Source organism: Pseudomonas sp. MF6747, from assembly GCF_963890955.1.
Classification (GTDB): Bacteria; Pseudomonadota; Gammaproteobacteria; order Pseudomonadales; family Pseudomonadaceae; genus Aquipseudomonas.
In genome coordinates this window covers 66,138-84,459 of the sequence record NZ_CAWPSZ010000053.1, presented here as the reverse complement: position 1 = coordinate 84,459, position 18,322 = coordinate 66,138, and the positions used below count along the sequence as shown (strand labels likewise).

Genomic DNA, 18,322 nt, shown 5'->3' with positions numbered 1-18,322 from the left:
TAGCCTCCTACTTTGTCTTCGGATGGTCTACCCTCACTCCAGACGTCTGAAACAAGGGGGGACTACTCATGCTCGCGCAACTTCCACCGGCCTTACAGAATCTCAAGCTACCGCTGCGTCTTCGACTCTGGGACGGCCACGAATTTAACTTGGGCCCCGAGCCCAGTGTGACGATCGTGGTGAAGGACCCCACGGTCGTGTCCAGCCTGACTCATCCAACGCTGGACTCATTGGGCGAAGCCTTCGTCGAGGGCAGACTGGAGCTGGAAGGCTCCATCAGCGAGGTGATCCGGGTATGTGACGAGCTGAGTCACGCCCTGATTGATGACGACGAGGGGAGTCGTCCGGTGCGCTCGATCCACGACAAGGCCACTGATGCTGCGGCCATTTCCTACCATTACGACCTGTCCAACGAGTTCTACCAGCTGTGGCTGGACCAGGACATGGCGTACTCCTGCGGTTATTTCGAAACCGGCAGCGAATCCATCGATCAGGCCCAACAAGACAAATTTCGCCACCTGTGCCGCAAGTTGCGGCTGCAGCCAGGCGAATATTTGCTCGACGTCGGCTGTGGGTGGGGTGGGTTGGCGCGTTTTGCGGCGCGAGAGTTCGGCGTCAAAGTGTTTGGGATCACGCTGAGCAAAGAGCAGTTGGCGCTGGCCCGTGAACGGGTCAAGGCCGAGGGGCTGGAAGACCAGGTAGACCTGCAACTGCTCGACTACCGCGACCTGCCGCAGGACGGTCGTTTCGACAAAGTGGTGAGCGTGGGCATGTTTGAGCACGTTGGCCACGCCAACCTGGCGGAGTACTGCAAGGTGCTGTTTGGCGCCGTGCGCGAAGGCGGCCTGGTGATGAACCACGGCATCACCGCCAAGCACACCGACGGTCGCCCCGTGGGCCGCGGCGCTGGCGATTTTATCGAGCGTTATGTGTTCCCCAACGGCGAGTTGCCGCACCTGGCGATGATGACGGCGGAAATCAGCGAAGTCGGGCTGGAAGTGGTCGACGTCGAAAGCCTGCGCCTGCATTACGCGCGCACGCTGGACCATTGGAGTGAACGCCTGGAAGACAACTTGGAGGCGGCAGCCAAGATGGTGCCGGAGCAAGCGTTGCGGATCTGGCGGCTGTACCTGGCCGGTTGCGCGTATGCGTTTGCGCGGGGCTGGATCAACTTGCACCAGATATTGGCAGTGAAGCCTCACGCTGATGGCAGCCATGAACTGCCGTGGACGCGGGAAGATATCTACCGCTGAAACACGGTTATGAAACGCTGAAGATGTAAATGTGGGAGCGGGCTTGCTCGCGAATGCGGTGGTTCAGCCAATTTATTTGGTCCTGATACACCGCATTCGCGAGCAAGCCCGCTCCCACATTTGTTTCAGTGTTGTTTGTTAGAGAATCGGTGAGATCAAACGCGCCACCCGCATGCCCAGCTGTTGCAGGCGACGGGTCTCGCGGCTTTCTTCCTGGCTGACTTCATGCGCCTGTGCGAAGTCGTCCAGCAGCATCTGCTCCACTTGGCTGGCAAACGCTTCATCGACCGTCAGCAACATCACTTCGAAATTCAGCCGGAACGAACGGTTGTCCATGTTCGCACTGCCGATTGCACTGATTTCGCTGTCCACCAGCACCACCTTCTGGTGCAGGAAGCCCGGCTTGTAGCGGAACACGCGCACGCCAGCGCGTACGGCTTCGATGGCGTAGAGGCTGGAGGCGGCGTAGACGATACGGTGATCAGGCCGCGACGGCAGCAGCAGGCGCACATCGACCCCGCGCAAAACCGCCAGGCGCAGGGCGGCGAACACCGCTTCATCGGGTACGAAATACGGGCTGGTGATCCACACGCGCTCGGTCGCCGCATGGATAGCTTCGACGAAAAACAGGGAGCAGGTTTCATACGGATCGGCCGGGCCGCTGGCGAGCAGTTGGCAGAGCACGCCGTCTTCAGGGTATGTATCAGGCAGGATCAGCGGCGGCAGCTCGCGCGCGGCCCAGAACCAGTCTTCGGCAAACGACTCCTGCAGGCACGCCACCACCGGGCCGGTGACCTGCACATGGGTGTCGCGCCACGGCGCCAGTGGCGGCTTTTTGCCCAAGTATTCGTCGCCGACGTTATGCCCGCCGACAAACCCGGTGAGGCCGTCGACCACCACGATTTTGCGGTGGTTGCGGAAGTTGACCTGGAACCGATTGAGCCAGCCGCTGCGGGTGGCGAACGCTTTGACTTTGACCCCGGCGTCGCGCAGCGACTGCACATAACTGTGGGGCAGGGCATGGCTACCGATGCGGTCGTAGAGCACGTAAATATCCACGCCTTCGGCAGCTTTTTCCTTCAGCAGGGCGTGCAACTGCCTGCCAAGATCGTCGTCATGAATGATAAAAAACTGGAACAGCACCGCCGTCTTAGCCTGGCGAATCGCCGCGAAAATCGCGCTGAACGTGGCATCGCCATTAATCAGCAAGCGCACGTCATTGTTGGCCAGGCACGGCATGCGGCCCAATTTGGGCATGGCGCGCAAAGACGCATAGGCGCTGGAGTTGCGCGCCGCCAAAGCTTCTTCGACCCACGGGCGCCAGTTCAGCGCGGTGATGGCGGTGTGCATTTCCTGGTTGGCCTGGCGACGCGCCTGGATGTACGCGTCAAAGGTGCTGCGGCCGAAGATGAGGTAGGGAATCAGCGTCAGGTAAGGCATGAACATCAGCGACAAGGCCCAGGCGATCGAGCCTTGGGCGGTCCTGACAGTCAGCACCGCGTGGATCGCGGCGAGCGTCCCGAGAAAATGCAGCGTGGCAATGAAGTAGGCGAGCAGGTGCGGGCCAAAAAAATCCATGAACGACATCACTCCAGGCAATCAAGTGCCTAACAGACCATGTTCGACGACGAATGTCGCTATTTTATTTGCCGTGCAACACTGGCGCCTTTGCAGCGTCTAACGCCCACCATTACCCAGGAGTTACCCGATGAATGCTCGTCTGCTTGGTTTGGCCATGGTTGTTGGATTGACGCTGCCCGTGGCGGCTCAGGCGCAGATGCTGGCGCCGGGCTTGTGGGAATTGACCACCAGCAATATGAAAGTCGATAACCAGGACTTGCCCGACCTGTCGCTGATCCTCGGTCAGCTCAAGCAACAGATGACGCCCGAACAGCGCGCCATGCTCGAAAAACAGGGCATCACCATGGCCGGCAAGGGCGTGCAGGTTTGCCTGACGCCTGCCCAGGTCGCGTCTGATTCCATTCCCCTGACCGACCCGCAATCGGGCTGCAAACAGCAAGTGACCGACAAAACCGGCAACCAGTGGAAATTTCGTTTCAGCTGCCCGAAAGCCCAGGGCACTGGCGTTGCAACCTTCCAGAGCCAGCAGGAATTCACCACCACCGTCAACGGTACATTCAATGCCACCGGCGTTCAGCAGAAGGGCAGCCTGGACACTCATGCCCAATGGCTGGGCAACGATTGCGGCACGGTCAAACCCCGCGCTTAACGCAGGAAGTGCAGGGGCAGCCCCTGGCAACTGTCGACCACCTGGCCGTTGTGCCACGCCAGGTGGCCGGACACCAGGGTGGTGCTGACGCTGTGGCGAAAGCTGCGCTCGGCGAAGGGCGTCCAGCCGCAGCGCGCGAGAATCGGCTGGCTGCTGACGGGTTTGCCTTCGGGCTCAGGTTTGATCAGCACCAGATCGGCCCAATAGCCCTCGCGTAGATAGCCTCGGTCCGGGATAGCGAACAGGTCGGCCACACGGTGACTGGTCTTTGCCACCAGTGTGGTCAGTGGCAAATGCCCGTCAATCACCAGCTCCAACAACGCCGGCAGCGCGTGCTGCACCAGTGGCAGGCCTGACGGCGCTTGGCGATAGCCCAACTGTTTTTGCGCCCAGGTATGCGGCGCATGATCACTGCCGATCACATCCAGACGATGACTCAGCAAGGCCAGGCGCAGCGCGTCGCGGTCGGCGCGGGTCTTGATCGCCGGGTTGCATTTGATCTGGTGGCCGAGGCGGTGATAGTCGCGGTCATCGAACAGCAGATGGTGCAGGCAGACCTCGGCGGTGATGCGCTTCTCGGCCAACGGCTTGTCTTCGAACAGGGCCAACTCGCGAGCGCTGGTCAGGTGCAGCACGTGCAGGCGCGTGCCGTGTCGCCGGGCCAGTTCCACCGCAAAAGACGAGGAGCGAAAACAGGCTTCGGCATCCCGGATAAGGGGGTGGGCGACGGCGGGAATGTGCTCGCCGAAGCGTTCACGCAGACGCTGTTCATTCGCGAGGATGCTCGGCGTGTGCTCGCAGTGGGCGAGGAGGATGGTCGGTACTTCGGCGAACAGCCGCTCGAGAATCCGCGGGTCGTCCACCAGCATATTGCCGGTGGAGGCGCCCATGAACACTTTGACCCCGGCCACTTCACGCGGATCGAGGGCGGCGACGGTGTCCAGGTTGTCGTTGCTCACACCAAAGTGAAAGCCATAGTTGGCCACCGAGTGCAACGCGGCGCGGCGCTTCTTATCCGCCAGGGCTTCCAGGTTCAGGGTGGCTGGGTGGGTGTTAGGCATGTCCATGAAGCTGGTGATTCCACCGGCCACCGCCGCGCGAGATTCGCTGTAGAAACTGCCTTTGTCGGGCGCGCCCGGATCGCGAAAGTGCACCTGGTCGTCGATCATGCCTGGCAGCAGCCATTGACCCTGGGCGTCAATTTCCACCGGCTCGTTATAGCCTTCGAGGCTGGCGGCAATCTTCTCGATGCGGCCATTGGCGACCAGTACGTCGGCATCGAACTCCCGGCCCTCATTCACCAGACGGGCATTGCGAATCAGCAGGCGGCTCATGGTTCAGAACTCGTTTTGCAGGGCTTTGTAACCACGCACCAGGTCGACGTTGGTGCGCGCCACGTCTTCAGAAAACTCCGAGGCGCTGACACTCACCGGCGGGAATTGCGACAGGTCGGTGTTCGGGCCGATGCGGGTGGTGGAGGGCACATAGAACGCGGCGGGCAAGTCGCGGCCGTCGACCACCGAGTTGTGGCGCACCACGCAGCCATCGCCGACGGCGCAGTTGAACAGCACGCTGTTGAAGCCGATAAACACGCGGTCGCCGACGGTGCAGGGGCCATGGACGATGGAGCGATGCGCGATGGAGGTAAATTCTCCAATGGTCACCGCCGCGCCGGATTTGGAATGAATAACCACGCCATCCTGAATGTTCGAATTGGCGCCGATGGTGATCGGGTCCATGTCGCCGGTGGCGTCGACTTCGTCAGCGCGGATCACGGCGTAAGGGCCGACGAAGACGTTCTCGCCGATGATGACCTTGCCGCAGATGATCGCGGTTTTATCCACGTAGGCCGATTCGGCAATCACCGGCAGATCGCCGGAAGGGTTCTTGCGGATCATGCGGAGGGCTCCGTAATGACATGAACGTAGGCGCCGTCGATGGCGTTGTAGAAGCAGGTGGGCCGGCCGGTGTGGCAGGCCGGGCCTTGTTGGTCGACGATCAGCAGCACTGCGTCGCCGTCGCAATCCAGCCGGGCCTCGACCAGTTGTTGCCAGTGGCCGGAGCTTTCACCTTTGCGCCACAGCTGCCCACGCGAGCGCGACCAATAGCAGACTTGCCCGGTGGCCAGGGTTTCGGTGAGGGCCTGGCGGTTCATCCAGGCCAGCATCAACACCTCGCCGCTGCCGTGTTGCTGGGCGACGGCGGCAATCAGGCCATCGCTGTTCCACGCCACGGCGTCGAGCACGGTGTCGAGTGGAAAGCGGCTGCCCATGGCAGCCTCTTCCAGGTCGAGCATGCTCAGGGTCATGGCTTGCTCAGGGCTGCGCACAGGGTGTTGAGGTTGTATTCGAACAGCCCGGTGAAGGTGCTGGCCGGGCCTTGGGCGGCGAGGGCGTCGGAGTACAACGTGCCGCCGATCTGCGCGCCGCTTTCGTCAGCAATCTGCTTGAGCAGGCGTGAGTCTTTGATGTTTTCCATGAACACGGCTTTGACCTTGTCTTTGCGGATCTGGGTGATCAGCGCAGCGACCTCGGCGGCAGATGGTTCGCGTTCAGTCGACAGACCCTGGGGCGCGAGGAACTGAATGCCGTAAGCCTGGCCCAGGTAACCGAAGGCGTCATGCGAGGTGACGATGCGGCGGTTGCCCGGTGGCAGCGCGCCGAACTTGGTCTTGGCCTCGGCCAGCAAGCGGTAGATTTCTTTCAGGTAGGTTTGGCTGTTGCGCTGGTAATCGGCTTTGTTGGCCGGGTCGGCGGCAATCAACGCCTTGGTGATGTTGTTCACATAGATTTCGGCGTTGGCCAGGTTATGCCAGGCGTGCGGGTCGGGGATGGTTTCACCGTCTTCTTCCATGGTGTGAGAGATCACGCCTTTGCTGGCGGTCACGACCGTGGCTTTTGTTTCGGTGCTGGTCACCAGGCGGTCCAGCCAGGGTTCAAAACCAAGGCCATTCTTGATGATGACCCGGGCCTTGAGCAGCGCCTTGGCGTCGTCCGGCGTGGGTTCGTAGGTATGGGCGTCGGCGTCCGGGCCGACCATGTTGCTGATCTGGATGTGATCGCCACCGATCTGGTGGGTGATGTCATCCAGAATACTGAAGCTGGTAACCACTTGAAGTCTGTCGGCGGCCTGAGCCATCGACAAGGGCAGCAGAAGGCTGAACATCACGAGTAAAGCGCGCATCGGGAAACACCTCATTGGGATGTAAGCAAGGGCGGGCGGCGCAGCAAGCCGTGCACCGGACCGAAGACCACGGACAGCAAATACCCGCCGCCTGCCACCAGCACGATGGCCGGGCCGCTGGGCAGTGAGTAGTAGAACGACAGCAACAAACCGAACCACACCGACAGGCATCCCAGCACCGCCGATACTGCAATCAACACCGGCAGGCGCCGGCTCCAGAACCGTGAAGCAATCGCCGGCAACATCATCAACCCCACCACCATCAACGCGCCGATGGCCTGGAAACCGATCACCAGGTTCAGCACCACCAAGGTCAGAAATAACCCATGAGCGAGCGGGCCGAGGCGGCTGACGGTTTGCAGGAACAGTGGGTCCAGGGTGTCGAGTAGCAACGGTTTGTAGATCAGCGCCATGGCGATCAGGCTGAAACTGGAGACCCAGAGCATCCCGGTGAGGGTGGTTTCATCCACGGCCAATGCGGACCCGAACAGCAGGTGCAGCAGGTCCAGGCGTTTGCCTGCGATGCCGAGGATCAGCACGCCGGCGGCGAGCGAGATCGGGTAGATGGCGGCGAGGCTGGCGTCTTCACGCAGGCCCGTGCGGCGGGTGATCCACGCGGATAAACCGGCCATGCTCAGGCCGGCGCCAAGACCGCCGATGGTCAGCGCGGGCAGGCTCAGCCCGGCAAACCAGAAGCCAAGCGCGGCGCCGGGCAGGATGCCGTGAGCCACGGCGTCGCCGATCAGGCTCATGCGCCGCAGGATCAGAAACACACCCAGCGGCGCCGTGCTGCAGGCGAGCACCAGCCCGCCGATGAGTGCGCGGCGCATGAACACGAAGTCGAAAAAAGGCATCCACAGGTGGGCGGCAAAATGCATCAGGCCACCTGCATGTGAGGTTGCGGGCGGATCAGCTCTTTGCTGGGGCCGAACACGCAGCCGGTGCTTTTGATCTGCACCACGTGCTGGGTGTGGTGGCGCACGGAGGCCAGGTCGTGACAGACGACGATGATCGTGCGGCCTTGGTCGTGCCAGGCGTGAATGTGTTTCCAGCACAGCGCCTGTCCGTCTTCATCTAGGGCGGCATGGGGTTCGTCGAGCAACAACACGGGCGCTTCGGCGAGGCTCATGCGGGCGAGCAGGGCGCGTTGCAGTTCGCCGCCGGACAAGGCCATCAGTGGGCGATGTTCCAGCCCACTGAGGCACCAGTCCTCCAGGACTGCCTGCAGACGTTCGTTGCGTTGGGGTGGCGTGAGCTGGGTGCCCCAGAAGCCGGCGGCGACCAGCTCTTGCAAGCTGATGGGGAACTGGCGATCCAAGTGCTGCTGCTGCGGCAGGAACGACAGGCCACCACGGCGCGGAACCTCCACACTGACCTTGCCCGCCAGCGGTTTTTGCAAGCCGGCGATCACTTTGAGCAGGCTGCTTTTGCCGGTGCCGTTGGCGCCGATGATGCCGGTGAGGCTGCCTTTTTCCAGGGTCAAATCCAGCGCTGGGGTGAGCGGTTGCCCAGGTGCACCCCAGCGCAAAGCGTTACAGGTGATCATGCAGAGTCTCTCGTCCAGCGGCTTTCAGCCACGGCATCGTGCGCGTGCAGGCTTTCGGCGTGGATCACTTTCAGGTGGAAGGCTTTGACGGCATCCGAGCGTTTCAAGGCGAGGTTGAGGCGGCGTGCGGCGTCTTCACAGAACATCAGGTTTTGCCCGTTGGCCAGCGCGAAGGCTTGTTCGTCCGCACGTTTCACCGCGGTTTGCACGGCGGTGCCGAGCGCAGCTTCGACGTCATCGATCAGTTCGGTGAGCGGCAAGGTGGACTGATTGGCGTCCAGCTCAATAGAGAGCTGGGCGCTGCTGCGTTGGCTGTGGGGCGTGGCGACGATGCCGTTGACGCTGCCGAGCCAGGTGAGTACGTCTTCGTGTTGCAGCGGCGTGCCGGCGAAATCTTGAAGAAATTGCTGCTGAATCAATTGCCTGGCGAGCGCAGCGGAGCAGGGGCAGGTCGAGGAATAAGTAACGTCAATTTTTAGTTCCACGTGGAACATCTGATTTTCCAGACGTGCCTCAATGCACACCGGGTAGCCTTTCCAGCCAGCCAATGGGCTGACCAACGCCGGGCGTTTAAGCAGCAAATCCGTGTGAATTCGTAGGTAGGCGTTCTTAGATAATCCTTCATGACTCTGTAGAAAGCGCTGCAGTACATTACGCAGAAGTGCAGGCGTAAGAAGCTGCTGGTCGAGCATTTCCAGGGCCATGTACAGGCGCGACATATGAATGCCGCGGGACTCGCCGTCGTCCAGGCTGACGCCGGCATCGGCGGAGGCAGTCAGGCGTTGGCCGTCTATAAGAATGGGCAAGGCGATGCCGCACATGCCTACCCAATCGAGCGGCAAGGCTTGGCGTGAAGCCTGCGCGGCGATATCCGGCAGAGTCAGCGCATTCATGAGCAGGTCCATCGTTGGAAATAAAAAGACATGTTATATTATAACTATTGAGTCGACGATGATTTTTCTGCTCCAGCCTTTCTTCAGTCATGTCGAGCAGGGACGCTCCTCTATTCGCGGTATATGTCATGCACAGACGTCAGCTCCTCAACCTGCTGCTGGTCAGCCCGCTGTTCACCTTTCCATTGGGGGCTTTTGCCACGCAGATTCGTAATGCGCGCCTGTGGCGCTCCGACGACAAACTGCGGCTGGTGTTCGACCTCAGCGGCCCGGTGCAATACAAGACCTTTTCCCTGACCTCACCGGAACGCGTGATCATCGACCTGAGCGGCGCCGGGCTCAGCGGTGATTTCTCGCAGTTGGCCTTGAAGAACAGCGGAATCACTTCGATCCGCTCCGGGCATTTTGGTAAAGCCGATACGCGCATCGTGCTGGACCTGGCCGCACCGATGCAGCTCAACAGCTTCTTGTTGCCGCCGCAGGATGGCCAAGGTCATCGCCTGGTACTCGACCTGACCGGCGCCACCCACGCGCCGCGCCAGATCGCCGCGCAGCCGCAGCCTCTGGTGGCGCCGGTGGACAAGGCGCATCCCAAGCGCGACATCATCGTAGTAGTCGATCCCGGCCACGGCGGCAAAGACCCAGGCGCCATCGGTTCCAAGGGCCAGCGCGAAAAGGACGTGGTGCTGTCCATCGCCCAATTGCTGGCCAAACGCTTGAAGCGTGAGAAGGGCTTTGACGTGAAACTGGTGCGCAACGACGACTTCTTCGTACCGCTGCGCAAGCGCGTGGACATCGCCCGTCAGCACAAAGCGGATATGTTTATCTCGGTGCACGCCGACGCCGCGCCACGGCTCACGGCCTCCGGGGCGTCGGTGTATGCGTTGTCTGAAGGCGGCGCCACCTCCGCCACGGCGCGCTTCATGGCGCAGCGTGAAAATGGCGCAGACCTGCTGGGCGCCACCACCTTGCTCAATCTCAAGGACAAGGACCCGATGCTGGCCGGGGTGATTCTCGACATGTCGATGAACGCCACCATCGCCTCCAGCCTGCAGCTGGGCAGCTCGGTGTTGGGCAGCCTGCAAAACATCACCACGCTGCACCAGAAGCGCGTGGAGCAGGCAGGGTTTGCGGTGCTCAAGTCACCGGATGTGCCGTCGATCCTGGTCGAGACCGGGTTCATTTCCAACACCCAGGACGCCCAGCGGCTGGTCACCGCGCGCCATCAACAGGCGGTGGCGGATGGGCTTTTCGAAGGCCTGAAAAAGTACTTCGAGAAGAACCCACCGATGAACAGCTACATGGCGTGGGTTCAGGAGCAGAAGAGCGGCCAGGTCTAACAGCCGGTAATGCGGCTGCACGTGAACTTCGCGCTGGTGCCGCCTGAGCTGGAAAACCGGTTGATGGTGGTCCAGCCCACGCGGCGCGTGTAGCCGACCCACGCCTCACCGTCGGACGCCAACCCGGTAAAGAACGTCAACTGCCCATAGCGGCTGTTGGTCTGTGCCCAGTAGCGTTTGCCGATCACCTCGAAACCGCGCAAATACGTGGTGCCGCCGGCAGTCGCCACGCTGTAGGCATTCCCCAGCGGATCCACGCAAGCCAGCAGGTTGGCGCTGCGCACGCAGGTAGCCGACAGGCTCGGCGTTTGTGCGCAGGCCGGTCCTGCCACTGCCAACAACAGGGCGCACACCAGGTATTTCATAAAGTTTCTCGGGGACCGGAACGGACTCAAGCATTGCGCCCTTCGTCGTGACGAGCAAGGGGGATTGGCTTAATTGCATTGTTATACTATAACATGAAAACACAGCCTGACCCGTGAACCGTTCTCCATGACTGAACAAGACCTTCTTGCCCTATCGCCCAACGATTACATGAATGAAGCCCAGCAAGGTTTCTTCCGCGAGCTGCTGCTGGGCCAGCGTTCTGAACTGCAAGCACGCATCGACGCTGAGTTCCTGGTGCTGCGTGAGCAGGAAACCAACAGCGACCCCGCCGATGTGGGCAGCGCCGAGGAACAGCGCCAATGGCAACTGCGCCTGCTGGAACGCGAAAAAAAGCTGCTGGACAAGATCGACGACGCTCTTGAACTGCTGGCCCGTGGTGAATACGGCTGGTGCCGTGAAACCGGCGACCCCATTGGCCTGAAACGCCTGCTGCTGCGCCCCACAGCGACCCTGAGTATCGAAGCCAAAGAACGTGAAGAGCTGCGCGAACGCCATCAACGGGCGATTTGACCGGCCAACCCTGATGAGGAACACCTGATGCCCAATCGTCTCCCCGTTACCGTGTTGTCCGGCTTTCTCGGCGCCGGTAAAAGCACGCTGCTCAACTACGTCCTGCGCAACCGCCACAACCTGCGGGTGGCGGTGATCGTCAACGACATGAGCGAAATCAATATCGACGGCAGCGAGGTGCAGCGCGACGTCACCCTCAACCGCTCCGAAGAAAAACTGGTGGAGATGAGCAACGGCTGCATCTGCTGCACCTTGCGTGAAGACTTGCTGGAAGAAGTCGGAAAACTCGCCAAGGAAGGTCGGTTCGATTACCTGTTGATCGAATCCACCGGCATTTCCGAACCGTTACCCGTGGCCGAAACCTTCACCTTCCGCGACGAAAACGAGCAAAGCCTGGCCGATATTGCGCGTCTGGACACTATGGTCACCGTGGTCGACGGCATGAATTTCCTGCTCGACTACCAGGCCGCCGAAAGCCTGGCCTCACGTGGTGAAACCCTGGGAGAGGAGGACGAACGCTCAATCACCGACCTGCTGATCGAGCAGATCGAATTCGCTGACGTAATCCTGATCAGCAAGATCGACCTGATCAGCAGCCGTGAGCGCGAGGAACTGATGGCGATTCTCGAACGCCTCAACGCTCAGGCCGAAATTATCCCGATGGTCATGGGCGAAGTGCCGCTGAACAAAATCCTCAACACCGGTCGCTTCGACTTCGAGCGCGCCGCCCAAGCGCCAGGTTGGTTACAGGAACTGCGCGGTGAACATGTGCCGGAAACCGAAGAGTACGGCATCGCCTCCACGGCCTATCGCGCGCGCCGGCCGTTTCATCCTCAGCGTTTTTTCGACTTTATCGACCGCCCGTGGGTGAACGGCAAACTGCTGCGCTCCAAAGGCTTTTTCTGGCTGGCCAGCAAGCATCAGGATGCAGGCAGTTGGTCCCAGGCTGGCGGGCTGATGCGCCATGGTTTTGCCGGGCGCTGGTGGCGTTTTGTGCCGAAAAGCCAATGGCCGCAGGATGAAGAAAGCGTAGCGGCGATCATGGCCAACTGGCAGCTGAGTACCGGTGATTGCCGTCAGGAATTAGTGTTCATCGGGCAAAATATCGACTTCAACCAGATGCGCGCCGAACTGGACGCCTGCCTGCTCACCGATGAAGAAATGGCCGCTGGCGTCGAAGGTTGGCGCCTGCTGGCTGATCCCTTTGGCCCTTGGTTCGAGCAGGTAGCCTGATGCTGGCCCCGGTTATTCCATTGCGCCCCGTGACCCGTCAAATGTGCGGTGAAACGCCGCTGGCGCTGGCTGACATCCTGGAAGACGGGGTGAACCTGGCGGTTTGTCAACGCCAGTTGCCTCTGCACATCGCTGAGTTTGGAGCCTTGCTGGTTGCGCTGAACGAGCCGCTGGCCGACTCCTTTGTCATCGAGCTTAATGCTGAAGAAGCGGTGCCGAACTTGCAGGGTTTGGCGTCCAGTTGCCGAGATCTTGAAGGCTACGAGGGCTTTATTGCTGATGTGTCTTGGTTGGTCAGCGCGTTTGCCTGTTTGCTGGGCGCCAAGCGCATTGGCGTGCGCTTGCGGCTGCTGGACAAGGCCATGTGCCCGCGTTTTCACGTTGACCATGTGCCGGTGCGACTGATCACCACCTACGCCGGCATTGGTAGCCAATGGTTGCGCGAAGGCGTTATGGACCGCCGCAAACTGGCCCAGTCGGACGCGGAACCCACCGAGCGCATCGAGCAGATCCTCTGTGGCGAAGTCGCCATGCTCAAGGGCACTCAATGGCATGGCAATGAAGCTCACGGCTTGATTCATCGCTCGCCTGCACTCAAGGCTGATGAGCGGCGGTTGATCCTGACGCTGGATTGGCTCGCATAACCGGGTAGGATCAAGCTCTCTACACGGTCTGAATGATGCCACTGATGCTGCAGAATATTCCCACCCACGTGATTGCCGGGCCGTTGGGCGCCGGCAAGACCAGCCTGATCAAACACCTGCTCGCCCAACGCCCGGCCAACGAGCGCTGGGCCGTGTTGATCAACGAGTTCGGGCAGATCGGTCTGGACGCTGCCTTGCTCACTCAGGATGACGACGGCATTGCTTTGGGCGAGGTGGCAGGCGGCTGCCTGTGTTGTGTGAATGGTGCACCGTTCCAGGTAGGCCTGGGCCGCCTGCTGCGTAAGGCCAAGCCTGATCGGCTGTTTATCGAGCCCTCCGGGCTGGGCCATCCGGCGCAGCTACTCAAACAACTGCGCCAGGCGCCGTGGCAACAGGTGCTCGCCGTTCAGCCGTGCGTGCTGGTGCTGGATGCCCAGGCGCTGGCGGCGGGTAAACCCTTGCCTGATGTGCAACGCGAGACGCTGGCCAGTGCCGGGCTGTTGGTGTTGAACAAGGATGAGGCGCTGGATGCCGCGCAGCGCCAGGCCATTGAACAGCAATTACCCGACTGCCCGCTTTACTGGACGCGCCAGGCGCACGTGCCGCTCGACCTGTTGCCCGGCTTGGATGCGAAAGGCCGCACTGCTGTGGATAACGTCGAAGTGCCCCAAGGCTTGGCGCAGATACCGGCGATCTGGACCGATCCGACGCTGCCAATCTGCCTCAGCCAGGCTCAAGAAGACGGCTGGAGCATCGGCTGGCGCTGGCATCCTAGCCAGCGCTTCGACACCGTGCGCCTGCACGGCTGGCTGACAAATCTGGTGTGGCGGCGCGCCAAACTGGTTATCCACAGCCCTGAAGGATGGCTCAGCGCCAACGCTGTGGATAACGGCGCACTTCTCTGGCAACCGAGCGAATGGCGCCGTGACTCACGTATTGAATTGATCTTCAGCCAGCCACAGGACGTGGCTGCATTGCAGGACGCTTTAGCCGCCTGCCGTCAGTGACGGTTCTTGCTGGCGTGGTCCTGGCGCCATTGGCTCAGCTCGATCACTTCAGCGCTGGGCAGCGGCGTTTTGATCTCGAACGGGTAGGGCGCCAGTTCGATCTGCGCGCTGTGAGCGCCAAACTGAGTGATCGTCCCGGGATGGCGGGCTTCGCCGGTTACGGTGAACTCAAAGTTATAGATGCGCGCCAGACGCCGCCGGCCCTTGGCATCCCTCACAAAACCGATGCGTTTCAACGCCACCGCGCCATCGAGCAGCTCGATATCGAGCTTGGCGCAATGCTGCTTGACCCGCTCCAGCGCCCGCTCGCGCAGGCCGTGGTTGTGCCAGACCCAGGCGGCGCCGGTCGCCAGCAGCATCAACACAAAGATGTTTCCCAGGGTCAGCATGCGATGAACTCCAACAAAGTGAGAGCAGCTTAACTGTGTCTCTGGTCTGTCGTACAGGCCGTGTTTAGTCGCATACTGCGCGGCCAGAATTTCAATGGCTTTACGGAAATCTCCCGCATGAAACGCACACCTCATCTGCTTGCGATCCAGTCTCATGTGGTTTTTGGCCACGCCGGAAACAGCGCCGCCGTGTTCCCCATGCAGCGGGTCGGGGTGAATGTCTGGCCGCTCAACACGGTGCAGTTCTCCAATCACACTCAGTATGGACAGTGGGCGGGCGAAGTGTTGGCGCCGCAGCAAATTCCGGCGCTGGTGGAAGGGATTGCCGCAATCGGCGAGTTGGGTAACTGCGATGCCGTGCTGTCTGGCTACCTCGGCAGTGCGGCCCAGGGCCGTGCGATTTTGACGGGCGTGGCGCGCATCAAGGCCATCAACCCCAAGGCCTTGTACTTGTGCGACCCGGTGATGGGCCACCCGGAAAAGGGTTGCATCGTGCCCCAGGAAGTCAGCGATTTCCTGTTGGACGAAGCGGCAGCGATGGCGGATTTCCTTTGCCCCAACCAACTGGAGCTGGACAGCTTTGCCGGGCGCAAGCCGCAATCGCTGTTCGATTGCCTGGGCATGGCCAAGGCGCTGCTGGCGCGCGGGCCCAAGGCCGTGCTGGTCAAGCACCTGGATTATCCGGGCAAGCTGCCGGATGGTTTTGAGATGCTGTTGGTGACTGCCGATGGCAGCTGGCACTTGCGTCGGCCACTGCTGGCGTTCCCGCGTCAGCCGGTGGGTGTGGGCGACCTGACGTCGGGGCTGTTCCTGGCGCGGGTGCTGCTCGGTGACAGCCTGTTGGCAGCCTTCGAATTCACGGCCGCTGCGGTGCATGAAGTGCTGCTGGAAACCCAGGCCTGCGCCAGCTACGAGCTGGAACTGGTCCGCGCCCAAGACCGCATCGCCCATCCTCGCGTGCGCTTCGAAGCCACACCGATCGGTCTGTAACCCAACAAAACCCCATGTGGCAGCGGGCTTGCCCGCGATAGCGGTGGGTCAGCCAGTACATGCACTACTGACAGATCGCTATCGCGGGCAAGCCCGTTCCCACATGTTGATCGGGTTTACAGCTGGGGTCTTACGGCCCGTCTGCCTTGATTTCCTGATAGCGCTTTTCCAGCTCCTGGCGAATCTGCCGGCGCTGCTGCGCCTGCACGAACCTGCGCTTGTCTTCGCTGTTGTGCGGCTGCAGTGGCGGCACGGCGGCGGGTTTGCGCTGGTCGTCCACGGCCACCATGGTGAAGAAGCAGCTGTTGGTATGGCGCACCGAGCGCTCGCGGATGTTCTCGGTCACCACCTTGATGCCCACTTCCATCGACGTGTTGCCGGTGTAGTTGACCGAGGCGAGAAAGGTCACCAGCTCGCCGACATGGATCGGTTCGCGAAAAATCACCTGGTCCACCGACAAGGTCACTACATAGCGACCGGCATAACGGCTCGCACAGGCGTAGGCCACTTCGTCGAGGTACTTGAGCAGGGTGCCGCCGTGAACATTGCCTGAGAAGTTGGCCATGTCAGGGGTCATCAGTACCGTCATCGACAGCTGGGCGTTTCCGGGTTCCATAGCACACTCACGGGTTGTAGGCATCGGTTGGGGTGGCACCTCTGCGGGTGCTGAAATCTTTGCAGCGCCATCCCTAACGGGACGCCGGTGGGCGGCTTGCCGTCACGCCTGCACCGATCTGTTTCCATATATTGCACCGGCTTTCTGCCGGAAGTCGCGGTGTTAACCTTCAAAAGCCCGTCTCAGGGCATTTCTTACGATTAAGGCCGACTTTTCCTTCCGCATATTGCGACCGTTCATAGGTGCCGGTGGAAGTGGGAAAAGCGCCAGTACCCTCAAGGAGCCCCTCGCCATGCACGCCATCAGTTTTATCCAGGATCTGGCTGTGATCATGCTGGTGGCAGGGGTTGTCACCATCCTGTTTCACCGCCTCAAGCAACCGGTGGTGCTGGGGTATATCGTTGCCGGGTTCATTATCGGCCCCCACACGCCACCGTTTGGCCTGATCCACGACGAAGACACCATCAAGACCCTCGCCGAGCTGGGGGTGATCTTCCTGATGTTCTGCCTGGGCCTGGAGTTCAGCCTGCGCAAGCTGTTTAAGGTCGGCGCCACGGCGTTTATCGCCGCATTCCTCGAAATCATCCTGATGATCTGGATTGGCTACGAAATCGGTCGCTGGTTCGATTGGAACACCATGGACTCGCTGTTCCTCGGCGCCATCCTGGCGATCTCCTCGACCACCATCATCGTCAAGGCACTCAACGACCTGAAGATGAAAAACCAGCGCTTTGCCCAGCTGATTTTCGGCGTGCTGATCGTGGAAGACATCCTCGGTATCGGCATCATTGCCTTGCTGTCGAGCATCGCGGTCAGCGGCACGGTCAGCTCCGGCGAGGTGTTTTCCACCGTCGGCAAACTCTCGCTGTTCATGATCGTCGCGCTGGTCATCGGCATACTGCTGGTGCCGCGCCTGCTGGCCTATGTGGCCAGGTTCGACAGTAACGAGATGCTGCTGATCACTGTGCTCGGCCTGTGTTTCGGCTTCTGCCTGCTGGTGGTGAAGCTCGAATACAGCATGGTGCTGGGCGCGTTCCTGATCGGCGCGATCATGGCCGAGTCCCGTCAGTTGATTAAGATCGAACGCCTGATCGAGCCGGTCCGCGACATGTTCAGCGCGATCTTCTTTGTCGCGATTGGCTTGATGATCGACCCACAAATCCTGCTGCAATACGCTTGGCCCATCGCGGTAATCACCGTGGCGGTGGTGCTGGGCAAAATGTTGTCCTGCGGCCTGGGGGCGTTTATCGCCGGCAATGACGGCCGCACCTCACTGCGGGTGGGCATGGGGCTGTCACAGATTGGGGAGTTTTCCTTCATTATCGCCGCATTGGGGATGACCTTGCAGGTAACCAGCGACTTCCTCTACCCGGTGGCCGTGGCGGTGTCGGCGATTACCACGCTGCTCACGCCATACCTGATTCGCGGCGCCGACCCGTTATCGTTGAAGATTGCGGCGGTGATGCCCAAGCGCATGAGCCGGGTGTTCGGTATGTATGGCGAATGGTTACGCAGCATCCAGCCTCAGGGCGAGGGCGCAATGCTGGCGTCGATGATTCGCAAGATCATCCTGCAAGTGGGGGTAAACCTGGCATTGGTGGTGGCGATCTTCTTCGCCGGCGGCTTTTTTGCGGCGCGCATCGGTGGGTATCTGGAAGGCTGTATCAGTGATCCAAGCTGGCAAAAGGCGTTGATCTGGGGCGGGGCGTTGTTGTTGTCGCTGCCGTTTTTGATTGCGGCGTATCGCAAGCTCAAGGCGCTGTCGATGTTGCTGGCAGAGATGAGCGTCAAGCCGGAAATGGCCGGAAGGCATACCCAGCGTGTACGACGAGTGATCGCTGAATTGATCCCCATCCTGTCGCTGCTGGTGATTTTCCTGCTGCTGGCAGCCTTGTCGGCCAGTATCTTGCCAACCAACAAGTTGCTGGTGCTGATCGCCGTGGTGGCAGCAGCGGTGGCGGCGGTGCTGTGGCGGTGGTTCATCCGCGTGCATACGCGGATGCAGGTTGCCTTGCTGGAGACCCTGGATAACCACAAGGACACGCCGGAGCACTAAGCCGAGCGGCGCATTCTTGTGGCGAGCGAGCCTGCTCGCGCTAGG

The 18,322-nt window shown here is 60.9% G+C and carries 20 protein-coding genes; 9 read left to right on the top strand and 11 right to left on the bottom strand.

The window, feature by feature from the left end; genetic code table 11:
- Positions 1–68: 68 nt before the first annotated feature.
- Positions 69–1,253 (top strand): C17 cyclopropane fatty acid synthase CfaB, encoded by a 1,185-nt coding sequence (gene cfaB / locus AACW30_RS30380; RefSeq protein WP_106575943.1) that lies wholly within the window; start codon positions 69–71, stop codon positions 1,251–1,253.
- Positions 1,254–1,391: 138 nt separating this feature from the next.
- Here the strand turns inward: cfaB and cls are convergent, their stop codons facing one another.
- On the bottom strand, positions 1,392–2,831 hold the full coding sequence (cls, locus tag AACW30_RS30375) for a cardiolipin synthase (RefSeq protein WP_200624103.1): 1,440 nt from the start codon (positions 2,829–2,831) through the stop codon (positions 1,392–1,394).
- A gap of 130 nt (positions 2,832–2,961) precedes the next feature.
- On the opposite strand from cls, the gene AACW30_RS30370 reads away from it, so the two are divergent.
- On the top strand, positions 2,962–3,483 hold the full coding sequence (locus AACW30_RS30370; protein WP_119741192.1) for a DUF3617 domain-containing protein: 522 nt from the start codon (positions 2,962–2,964) through the stop codon (positions 3,481–3,483).
- Here AACW30_RS30370 and AACW30_RS30365 read toward each other — a convergent pair.
- Genes AACW30_RS30365 through folE2 form a run of 7 tightly spaced genes read right to left on the bottom strand, consistent with a single transcriptional unit; the run spans position 3,480 to position 9,105 of the window.
- The gene (locus tag AACW30_RS30365; RefSeq protein WP_106575941.1) at positions 3,480–4,817 is read right to left on the bottom strand and encodes a dihydroorotase; all 1,338 of its coding nucleotides are present in this window, start codon (positions 4,815–4,817) and stop codon (positions 3,480–3,482) included. The two genes, AACW30_RS30370 and AACW30_RS30365, sit on opposite strands and share 4 nt — an antisense overlap.
- A 3-nt stretch (positions 4,818–4,820) precedes the next feature.
- On the bottom strand, positions 4,821–5,381 hold the full coding sequence (locus AACW30_RS30360; RefSeq protein ID WP_017135756.1) for a gamma carbonic anhydrase family protein: 561 nt from the start codon (positions 5,379–5,381) through the stop codon (positions 4,821–4,823).
- Positions 5,378–5,791, bottom strand: coding sequence for a phosphoribosyl-AMP cyclohydrolase (hisI, locus tag AACW30_RS30355; RefSeq protein WP_119741187.1), 414 nt, complete (start codon positions 5,789–5,791; stop codon positions 5,378–5,380). The genes AACW30_RS30360 and hisI overlap by 4 nt, the downstream gene beginning before the upstream one ends.
- The gene (locus AACW30_RS30350; protein WP_200624102.1) at positions 5,788–6,666 is read right to left on the bottom strand and encodes a metal ABC transporter substrate-binding protein; all 879 of its coding nucleotides are present in this window, start codon (positions 6,664–6,666) and stop codon (positions 5,788–5,790) included. Before AACW30_RS30350 ends, hisI begins: the two co-directional genes overlap by 4 nt.
- An 11-nt stretch (positions 6,667–6,677) precedes the next feature.
- Positions 6,678–7,544, bottom strand: coding sequence for a metal ABC transporter permease (locus tag AACW30_RS30345; RefSeq protein WP_200624101.1), 867 nt, complete (start codon positions 7,542–7,544; stop codon positions 6,678–6,680).
- The gene (locus AACW30_RS30340; RefSeq protein ID WP_106575937.1) at positions 7,544–8,212 is read right to left on the bottom strand and encodes a metal ABC transporter ATP-binding protein; all 669 of its coding nucleotides are present in this window, start codon (positions 8,210–8,212) and stop codon (positions 7,544–7,546) included. The genes AACW30_RS30345 and AACW30_RS30340 overlap by 1 nt, the downstream gene beginning before the upstream one ends.
- Entirely contained in the window at positions 8,209–9,105 is an 897-nt protein-coding gene (folE2, locus tag AACW30_RS30335) for a GTP cyclohydrolase FolE2 (protein WP_200624100.1), read from the bottom strand. The genes AACW30_RS30340 and folE2 overlap by 4 nt, the downstream gene beginning before the upstream one ends.
- A 128-nt stretch (positions 9,106–9,233) precedes the next feature.
- Here folE2 and AACW30_RS30330 point away from each other — a divergent pair, with 128 nt between their 5' ends.
- Positions 9,234–10,445 (top strand): N-acetylmuramoyl-L-alanine amidase, encoded by a 1,212-nt coding sequence (locus tag AACW30_RS30330; RefSeq protein ID WP_200624099.1) that lies wholly within the window; start codon positions 9,234–9,236, stop codon positions 10,443–10,445.
- On the opposite strand, the gene AACW30_RS30325 is transcribed toward AACW30_RS30330, so the two are convergent.
- Positions 10,442–10,810 carry a glutamine synthetase gene (locus tag AACW30_RS30325; RefSeq protein ID WP_200624098.1) on the bottom strand — a complete coding sequence of 123 codons (369 nt, stop codon included), beginning with the start codon at positions 10,808–10,810 and terminating at the stop codon, positions 10,442–10,444. The genes AACW30_RS30330 and AACW30_RS30325 overlap by 4 nt on opposite strands.
- A 127-nt stretch (positions 10,811–10,937) precedes the next feature.
- On the opposite strand from AACW30_RS30325, the gene dksA reads away from it, so the two are divergent.
- The 4 genes from dksA to AACW30_RS30305 are packed head-to-tail and all read left to right on the top strand — an operon-like array spanning position 10,938 to position 14,226.
- A complete protein-coding gene (gene dksA, locus AACW30_RS30320) occupies positions 10,938–11,342 on the top strand; it encodes an RNA polymerase-binding protein DksA (protein ID WP_119741174.1) in 405 nt (134 codons plus the stop codon).
- Positions 11,343–11,369: 27 nt separating this feature from the next.
- Positions 11,370–12,575 carry a zinc metallochaperone GTPase ZigA gene (gene zigA, locus AACW30_RS30315; RefSeq protein ID WP_169367880.1) on the top strand — a complete coding sequence of 402 codons (1,206 nt, stop codon included), beginning with the start codon at positions 11,370–11,372 and terminating at the stop codon, positions 12,573–12,575.
- Positions 12,575–13,219, top strand: a complete 645-nt coding sequence (locus tag AACW30_RS30310; protein WP_200624097.1) for a DUF1826 domain-containing protein — start codon at positions 12,575–12,577, stop codon at positions 13,217–13,219. The genes zigA and AACW30_RS30310 overlap by 1 nt, the downstream gene beginning before the upstream one ends.
- Positions 13,220–13,263: 44 nt before the next feature.
- Positions 13,264–14,226, top strand: coding sequence for a CobW family GTP-binding protein (locus AACW30_RS30305; protein WP_200624096.1), 963 nt, complete (start codon positions 13,264–13,266; stop codon positions 14,224–14,226).
- On the opposite strand, the gene AACW30_RS30300 is transcribed toward AACW30_RS30305, so the two are convergent.
- The gene (locus AACW30_RS30300) at positions 14,220–14,615 is read right to left on the bottom strand and encodes a DUF3301 domain-containing protein (protein ID WP_145158305.1); all 396 of its coding nucleotides are present in this window, start codon (positions 14,613–14,615) and stop codon (positions 14,220–14,222) included. The two genes, AACW30_RS30305 and AACW30_RS30300, sit on opposite strands and share 7 nt — an antisense overlap.
- 117 nt (positions 14,616–14,732) lie before the next feature.
- Between AACW30_RS30300 and pdxY the strand changes: the two genes are divergently transcribed.
- Positions 14,733–15,605 carry a pyridoxal kinase PdxY gene (pdxY, locus tag AACW30_RS30295; RefSeq protein WP_106575928.1) on the top strand — a complete coding sequence of 291 codons (873 nt, stop codon included), beginning with the start codon at positions 14,733–14,735 and terminating at the stop codon, positions 15,603–15,605.
- Positions 15,606–15,735: 130 nt separating this feature from the next.
- On the opposite strand, the gene AACW30_RS30290 is transcribed toward pdxY, so the two are convergent.
- Positions 15,736–16,221: an acyl-CoA thioesterase gene (locus AACW30_RS30290; protein ID WP_076013223.1), complete on the bottom strand. Its 486-nt coding sequence runs from the start codon at positions 16,219–16,221 to the stop codon at positions 15,736–15,738.
- A 292-nt stretch (positions 16,222–16,513) separates the two neighbouring features.
- Between AACW30_RS30290 and AACW30_RS30285 the strand changes: the two genes are divergently transcribed.
- A complete protein-coding gene (locus tag AACW30_RS30285) occupies positions 16,514–18,277 on the top strand; it encodes a cation:proton antiporter (protein WP_200624095.1) in 1,764 nt (587 codons plus the stop codon).
- Positions 18,278–18,322: the final 45 nt, after the last annotated feature.

Excerpts from the sequence above, each read along its gene's own strand:
- zigA (WP_169367880.1), top strand. The coding sequence starts at position 11,370 with ATGCCCAATCGTCTCCCCGTTACCGTGTTGTCCGGCTTTCTCGGCGCC.
- AACW30_RS30370 (WP_119741192.1), top strand. The coding sequence starts at position 2,962 with ATGAATGCTCGTCTGCTTGGTTTGGCCATGGTTGTTGGATTGACGCTG.
- AACW30_RS30365 (WP_106575941.1), bottom strand. The coding sequence starts at position 4,817 with ATGAGCCGCCTGCTGATTCGCAATGCCCGTCTGGTGAATGAGGGCCGG.
- AACW30_RS30290 (WP_076013223.1), bottom strand. The coding sequence starts at position 16,221 with ATGGAACCCGGAAACGCCCAGCTGTCGATGACGGTACTGATGACCCCT.
- pdxY (WP_106575928.1), top strand. The coding sequence starts at position 14,733 with ATGAAACGCACACCTCATCTGCTTGCGATCCAGTCTCATGTGGTTTTT.
- AACW30_RS30285 (WP_200624095.1), top strand. The coding sequence starts at position 16,514 with ATGCACGCCATCAGTTTTATCCAGGATCTGGCTGTGATCATGCTGGTG.
- AACW30_RS30300 (WP_145158305.1), bottom strand. The coding sequence starts at position 14,615 with ATGCTGACCCTGGGAAACATCTTTGTGTTGATGCTGCTGGCGACCGGC.
- AACW30_RS30360 (WP_017135756.1), bottom strand. The coding sequence starts at position 5,381 with ATGATCCGCAAGAACCCTTCCGGCGATCTGCCGGTGATTGCCGAATCG.
- AACW30_RS30310 (WP_200624097.1), top strand. The coding sequence starts at position 12,575 with ATGCTGGCCCCGGTTATTCCATTGCGCCCCGTGACCCGTCAAATGTGC.
- AACW30_RS30330 (WP_200624099.1), top strand. The coding sequence starts at position 9,234 with ATGCACAGACGTCAGCTCCTCAACCTGCTGCTGGTCAGCCCGCTGTTC.
- cls (WP_200624103.1), bottom strand. The coding sequence starts at position 2,831 with ATGGATTTTTTTGGCCCGCACCTGCTCGCCTACTTCATTGCCACGCTG.
- AACW30_RS30305 (WP_200624096.1), top strand. The coding sequence starts at position 13,264 with ATGCTGCAGAATATTCCCACCCACGTGATTGCCGGGCCGTTGGGCGCC.
- AACW30_RS30350 (WP_200624102.1), bottom strand. The coding sequence starts at position 6,666 with ATGCGCGCTTTACTCGTGATGTTCAGCCTTCTGCTGCCCTTGTCGATG.
- hisI (WP_119741187.1), bottom strand. The coding sequence starts at position 5,791 with ATGACCCTGAGCATGCTCGACCTGGAAGAGGCTGCCATGGGCAGCCGC.
- cfaB (WP_106575943.1), top strand. The coding sequence starts at position 69 with ATGCTCGCGCAACTTCCACCGGCCTTACAGAATCTCAAGCTACCGCTG.
- folE2 (WP_200624100.1), bottom strand. The coding sequence starts at position 9,105 with ATGAATGCGCTGACTCTGCCGGATATCGCCGCGCAGGCTTCACGCCAA.
- dksA (WP_119741174.1), top strand. The coding sequence starts at position 10,938 with ATGACTGAACAAGACCTTCTTGCCCTATCGCCCAACGATTACATGAAT.
- AACW30_RS30340 (WP_106575937.1), bottom strand. The coding sequence starts at position 8,212 with ATGATCACCTGTAACGCTTTGCGCTGGGGTGCACCTGGGCAACCGCTC.
- AACW30_RS30325 (WP_200624098.1), bottom strand. The coding sequence starts at position 10,810 with ATGAAATACCTGGTGTGCGCCCTGTTGTTGGCAGTGGCAGGACCGGCC.
- AACW30_RS30345 (WP_200624101.1), bottom strand. The coding sequence starts at position 7,544 with ATGCATTTTGCCGCCCACCTGTGGATGCCTTTTTTCGACTTCGTGTTC.